The organism is Sphingopyxis sp. SCN 67-31, from assembly GCF_001725095.1.
In genome coordinates, this window is the sequence record NZ_MEFH01000185.1 from 1 (window position 1) to 5,776 (window position 5,776).

The 5,776-nt window shown below is 61.6% G+C and carries 4 protein-coding genes; all 4 read right to left on the reverse strand.

The genetic code is table 11. The annotated features are described in order from the left end of the window. Positions 1–485: ribonucleotide-diphosphate reductase subunit beta (locus tag ABS88_RS23325; RefSeq protein WP_286750733.1), on the reverse strand; the 485-nt coding region annotated here is incomplete at its 3' end. Between the two features lie 31 nt (positions 486–516). Then, positions 517–906 carry an SPFH domain-containing protein gene (locus ABS88_RS23330; protein ID WP_058812470.1) on the reverse strand — a complete coding sequence of 130 codons (390 nt, stop codon included), beginning with the start codon at positions 904–906 and terminating at the stop codon, positions 517–519. A gap of 12 nt (positions 907–918) precedes the next feature. Beyond that, positions 919–2,874, reverse strand: a complete 1,956-nt coding sequence (locus tag ABS88_RS23335; protein WP_286750734.1) for a ribonucleoside-diphosphate reductase subunit alpha — start codon at positions 2,872–2,874, stop codon at positions 919–921. Between the two features lie 668 nt (positions 2,875–3,542). Further along, the coding region (locus tag ABS88_RS23340) for an EAL domain-containing protein (RefSeq protein WP_286750735.1) at positions 3,543–5,776 on the reverse strand (2,234 nt) is incomplete at its 5' end.

Genomic DNA, 5,776 nt, shown 5'->3' on the forward strand with positions numbered 1-5,776 from the left:
AGCTGCAGCCCCTCGGTAAAGCCGCCGAACATCGCGAGCGTGCGCGCAATATCCTCGTCGCTGTCGACGCCGAAGGTGCCGAGATAGTCGTGCTTGGCGCGCATCTCGTCATATTCGAGGAACATGCCATATTCGCTTTCGGGCATGCCGATCGTGTCGAGCAGGTGCGAATAAGCGGCGATGTGAACGGTTTCCATGTTGCTGAACGCGGTCAGCATCATCTTGACCTCGGTCGGCTTGAACACGCGGCCGTACTTGTCGTGGTAGCAATCCTGCACCTCGACATCGGCCTGGGTGAAGAAGCGGAATATCTGGGTGAGCAGATTGCGCTCATGGTCGCTGATCTTCTGCGCCCAGTCGCGGCAATCCTCGCCCAGCGGCACTTCCTCGGGCATCCAGTGGATCTGCTGCTGGCGCTTCCAGAAATCATAGGCCCAGGGATATTCGAAGGGCTTGTAGGTCTTGCGGGCTTCGAGCAATGGCATCGGCGTTTCCTCGGATCAGAATGGCTTGTGATTATTGGTCAAGACGACGTGACTCGGTGACGGGCAAACCCGCCTCGGTCGGAACATAGATCAGGCTGGCCTTGGTCCCTTCGAGCGCCTGAATTTGAAGATAGCGCAAATACCCCTCGGGGCCACCAAGGCTGTCCTGCAAGATAGCGTTAGCCTGAGCAGCGCCCTTGGCACGAATAACCTCAGCATCGGCAAGCGAGATGGCGCTTTCCTTTTTTGCGCGAGCTTCAAGTATTGCGACTTGGCGCGAGGATTGCGCCTCGGCTAGCGCCGCCTCGCCCGCCAGGCGTTGCGAATAGACGCGATACTGCGGATAGCCGATCAGGAAGACGAGCAGTAGAATGATCGCTGCTCCGACCGCCGCGAGGGTACAACCCGCATTCTTGTTCATGGGGTTAGATCCTTATTGGCAGGCCAGACACTCGTCATAATCGGTGCTCTCGGCCGAAAGCTCGAACTTCGCCGCCTCGGGCGTGTTGTCGGCCTCGACCCCGCCCGCGAAGCCGGCGCGCTGCACCGATTTCGAGCGGAGATAGTAGAGCGATTTGATGCCGAGTTCCCACGCGCGGTAGTGGAGCATGAGCAGATCCCATTTCTCGACGTCCGCCGGGATGAACAGGTTCAGCGACGCCGCCTGATCGATATAGGGCGTGCGGTCGGCGGCGAGTTCGAGCAGCCAGCGCTGGTCGATCTCGAAGCTCGTCTTGAACACATCCTTTTCGTCCTGCGTCAGGAAGTCGAGGTGCTGGACGCTGCCGCCGCGCTCGAGGATCGAGTTCCAGATATTGTCGCTGTTCTTCGCCTTGTCGACGAGCAGGGCTTCGAGGTGCGGGTTGCGGATCGAGAAGCTGCCCGAGAGCGTCTTATGCGTGTAGATGTTCGCCGGGATCGGCTCGATACACGCGCTGGTGCCGCCGCAGATGATGCTGATCGACGCGGTCGGCGCGATCGCCATCTTGCACGAAAAACGCTCCATCACGCCCTGGTCGGCGGCGTCGGGGCAGGGGCCGCGCTCGTTGGCGAGCAGCATCGACGCCTGATCGACCTGCGCGCGGATATGCTTGAAGATGCGCAGGTTCGACGACTTCGCCATCGCGCCCTCGAACGGCAGGCCGCGCGCCTGGAGGAAGCTGTGGAAGCCCATGACGCCGAGGCCGACCGAGCGTTCGCGGCTGGCGCTATATTTGGCGCGCGCCATTTCGGGCGGGGCGCGGTCGATATAGTCCTGGAGGACATTGTCGAGCATGCGCATCACATCTTCGATGAAACGCTTGTCGCCGTTCCACTCGTCCCAGGTTTCGAGGTTCAAGGACGAGAGGCAGCAGACCGCGGTGCGATCGTTGCCGAGATGGTCGCGGCCCGTCGGCAGCGTGATTTCCGAGCAGAGGTTCGAGGTCGACACCTTGAGCCCGAGATCGCGATGATGCTTGGGCATCATGCGGTTCACCTGGTCGATGAAGATGATGTAGGGCTCGCCGGTCGCGAGGCGCGTCTCGACGAGCTTCTGGAACAGCGAGCGCGCGTCGACGGTGCCGCGGACGCTCTGGTCCTTGGGCGAGCGGAGGTTGAATTCCTTGCCGTCGCGCACCGCTTCCATGAATTCGTCGGTAATGAGGACGCCGTGGTGGAGGTTCAGCGCCTTGCGGTTGAAGTCGCCCGACGGCTTGCGGACCTCGAGGAACTCCTCGATCTCGGGGTGCGAGATGTCGAGATAGCAGGCGGCCGAGCCGCGGCGGAGGCTGCCCTGCGAGATGGCGAGGGTGAGCGAGTCCATCACGCGGACGAAGGGGATGATGCCGCTGGTCTTGCCGTTGAGGCCCACGGGTTCGCCGATGCCGCGCACCGCGCCCCAATAGGTGCCGATGCCGCCGCCGCGCGAAGCGAGCCAGACATTCTCGTTCCAGGTGCCGACGATCCCTTCGAGGCTGTCGTCGACCGAATTGAGGTAGCAGCTGATCGGCAGGCCGCGGCCGGTGCCGCCGTTCGAGAGAACGGGGGTCGCGGGCATGAACCACAGCTTCGAGATATAGTCGTAGAGGCGCTGCGCATGCTCGGCATCGTCGGCATAGGCCGAGGCGACGCGGGCGAAGAGATCCTGATAGGATTCGCCGGGGAGCAGATAACGGTCCTGCAAGGTTTCCTTGCCGAAATCGGTCAGCAACGAATCGCGCGACGAATCGGTAACGACCTCGAACCGGCGCGCATGCACCTTGGGCTCCGACGAATCGTTGAGCTTTGCGGCGGGTACCGCAGCCTTTGATTCGGCGCCCGATTCGGGCGCTGCCGGAGCGTCATTCTTCGTCAGTTCTGCCGTCGCCACGTCGCCTGTCTCCACCCGTTCGGTCTCGCGAAAATCCATGTTTCAATGCCCCGTTTTCCGACCGCGCAGCGGCGCAGTCTGTTCCCGTCTTGTTCGACTCAGGGCGAAGCCCCAGCCTAGCACCATTCGACCGCCGGGTGGCACTTATTTTCGGACGCAAAAAGCTGCTTCCCGCCCCCATATGGGATGGAGCGCGGAAATCCGCCACTTTCGGCCGCATACTAATTCTTGGGGTGCCCCCGTGGTCTACCCACCATCTATAGTGCCACGTCGGCGCGACGATGCAAGAGAGTAAATGACAGATTAGGGACTCGGTTCGTCGCTGATTTGATTCAACTCGTCGATGGAAAAGCACGCCTCAGGGGGTGATCGCCAGCGTTTCCGCGGGGTTCGGCCATATGTGGCGAAAGAGCATCGCTGTCGCAAAAAATCGGAGCGGCGGCACAAGATATCGCGGTGCTTCGGAAGGAGAGCTTCGCCCCAAAAGAAAAGGCCCCGGCGATGCCGAGGCCCAATCTTTAAATTCCTAGTGCGGGTCAGGCCTGCGCACCACCGTTGCCGGTGCCGCCGCCGCCCAGGAAACGCCAAAACCAACCCATGTCAGATCTCCTGTCGGTACTGCCCACGAAGAACAGTTAACGGAGCATATACCTTAATCGACATGGTAAATCGAGTCTTAACTATAAATTCCCTGCCAATCTGGCAGCTTAGGCGCGGCGGCTGTCGGAGGGGGGGGAGAGGCTGGCGAGAAGGTCGCCAATTAGCTGTGGTTTACCAAGCAGATAGCCCTGGCCGATATCGCAGCCAAGCTGGTCGAGGAGCGCCATCGTCTGCGCATCTTCGATGCCTTCGGCGACTGCGGTTGCGCCCAGACGGTGGGCGAGATCGATGGTCGATTTAACCACTTCGAGGTTGCGCTGCGAATCGCGCATGGTCATCACGAATCGCTTGTCGATCTTGATTTCGTCAGCCTCGATTTCGGTCAGATATTCGAGGTTTGACTGCCCCGTGCCATAGTCGTCGATCGACAGGCGCATGCCGGCGCGGCGGATTTGCGCCAGCGTCTGGCGGGCCTGGAGGCTGTTTTCGATCTGTGCGGTTTCGGTGATTTCGATGGTCAGCCGTTCGGGCGGCAGATGATGCGCGCTGAGCATGACGCGGATCGTCGAGACGAGATCCTTGTGATCGAGCAGGGTCGCCGAGAGATTAACCGACATGTGAATTTCAGTGCCGAGTTTCTGCAACTGCGCCGCCGAACGGATCGCCTGGTCCATGACGAACAGGGTCAGGCGATAGATGTCCTGGCTCTTTTCGGCCTGAACGATGAATTCGTCGGGCGAGATCGGCCCGCGCGTCGGATGCGTCCAGCGCACGAGCGCCTCGACGCCGACGAGCTGCCGCGTCGCGATCCGGTATTGCGGCTGGAAGGCGACCCAGATGTCGCCCGCGTTGAGTGCATCCTCGAGCTGCGAGTGGAAGCTGAGCTGCCAGCCGGCATCGTCCTTTTGCTGCGGCGTATATTTGGTCCACAGCACGCGGCTGCGGATCGATTTTTCGGCGGCGACCAGCGCGGCGGCGAGCCGCTGCGCGTTCGAGCCTTCGAACTCGTCATTGACCCCGAACGCCATCGACACGTCGACCTTCAACTCGTCGATGGTCAGCGGCGCGTTGAACAGCGCCGCGAGTCCCATGAGCTGCGTTTCGATCTGGCTGTGCTGATAATAGGGGACAAGCCATGCGAAGGTGCCGTCGAGATCGTGATAGAGGGTGGTGTCCTGCGACGCGAGCTGAAGCCGGCGGGTGACCTGCTCGACGAGCTTGCTCAGCCCTTCGCCCGGGATGAAGGCCGCAAGGTCTTCGAAATTGACGACTTTGGCCGCAATGACGGTCGCACTGCCATAGGATGCCTGTGTCCGCAGCGCCTCGAAATTGGGCAAGCCCGAAACGGGATTTTCATGCTGCGCCGATTTGCGGCGGCTGGCGCGGGCGACGTTGGTGCTGATCGTGGCAATCAGGAACAGGCTGGAGCCGATCGACACGGTAACGAGCATCGGCATGAGCGCGACTTTGACGACGATCAGGCCGAGTCCGGTGGCAACGGCGATCCAGTTGAAATGGCGGGTTCGCCGGAACGCAAGCGCACCGATCAACGCGGCGGCGGTCAGCGCGAGCGCGGGTATCCAGCCGATATCAATCGGCTGGCCGCGCTTCAGCGTCTCGCCGCCGATCAGATGGATAAAGGCGCCGGGTATCTTGTCGTGGCCGGGGAGATAGTGGGTATCCTGATACGCGGTTGCGGTTGCGGCGAAGATGACGTCCTTGCCCGCGAGCTCGCGGGCGCCGACTTGTCCGGAAATGACGTCGATTGCGCTATATGTCCTGATTGTGTCGGTGTTGTACGACAGATCGAGGGCATAGGTGCCGACCCCGGGATTGCGAACATTCGCGAGCAGCGAGGAAAAGGTCGGAATGTCACGACCGTTGACGTTCAGCGCCGTCGGCAAGCGCCAGACTTGCCAGAATTCATATTCCCAGCCGATGCAGGCGAGTTGCGCCGCCGTCCCGAACGCGGGGCTTGGAAAGCGGGTGAGCTGTGAGTCGCCGAGATCGGCCGACTTGGCTTCGACCGCGAGTACCGCTCGCGAGCCCATTCGGCGGATCGCGGCGGTCATTGTCGGAAAATCGCGATCCGCGCCGCGGCGATCGAAAAGGAAATCGACGAAAAGCCGCTTCGCACCGGCACGATTGACCCCATCGACGACCCGCGCATGTTGGGCCATCGAAAAATCGTTCTTTCCCATGCGCTCAAGCGTCTTGTCGTCAAGCGCGACGATGACGATGTCCCCCGACACCGGGCGCCAGGCAACGCGGCCTACCGCGCTTTCGATAATGCGATCGATCGGTTCGGCGATCGACGACAGGCCCGCGGCCACGCTGAGCA

Coding starts and splice junctions, on each gene's coding strand:
- ABS88_RS23335 (WP_286750734.1), bottom strand. CDS start 2,874: ATGGATTTTCGCGAGACCGAACGGGTGGAGACAGGCGACGTGGCGACG.
- ABS88_RS23330 (WP_058812470.1), bottom strand. CDS start 906: ATGAACAAGAATGCGGGTTGTACCCTCGCGGCGGTCGGAGCAGCGATC.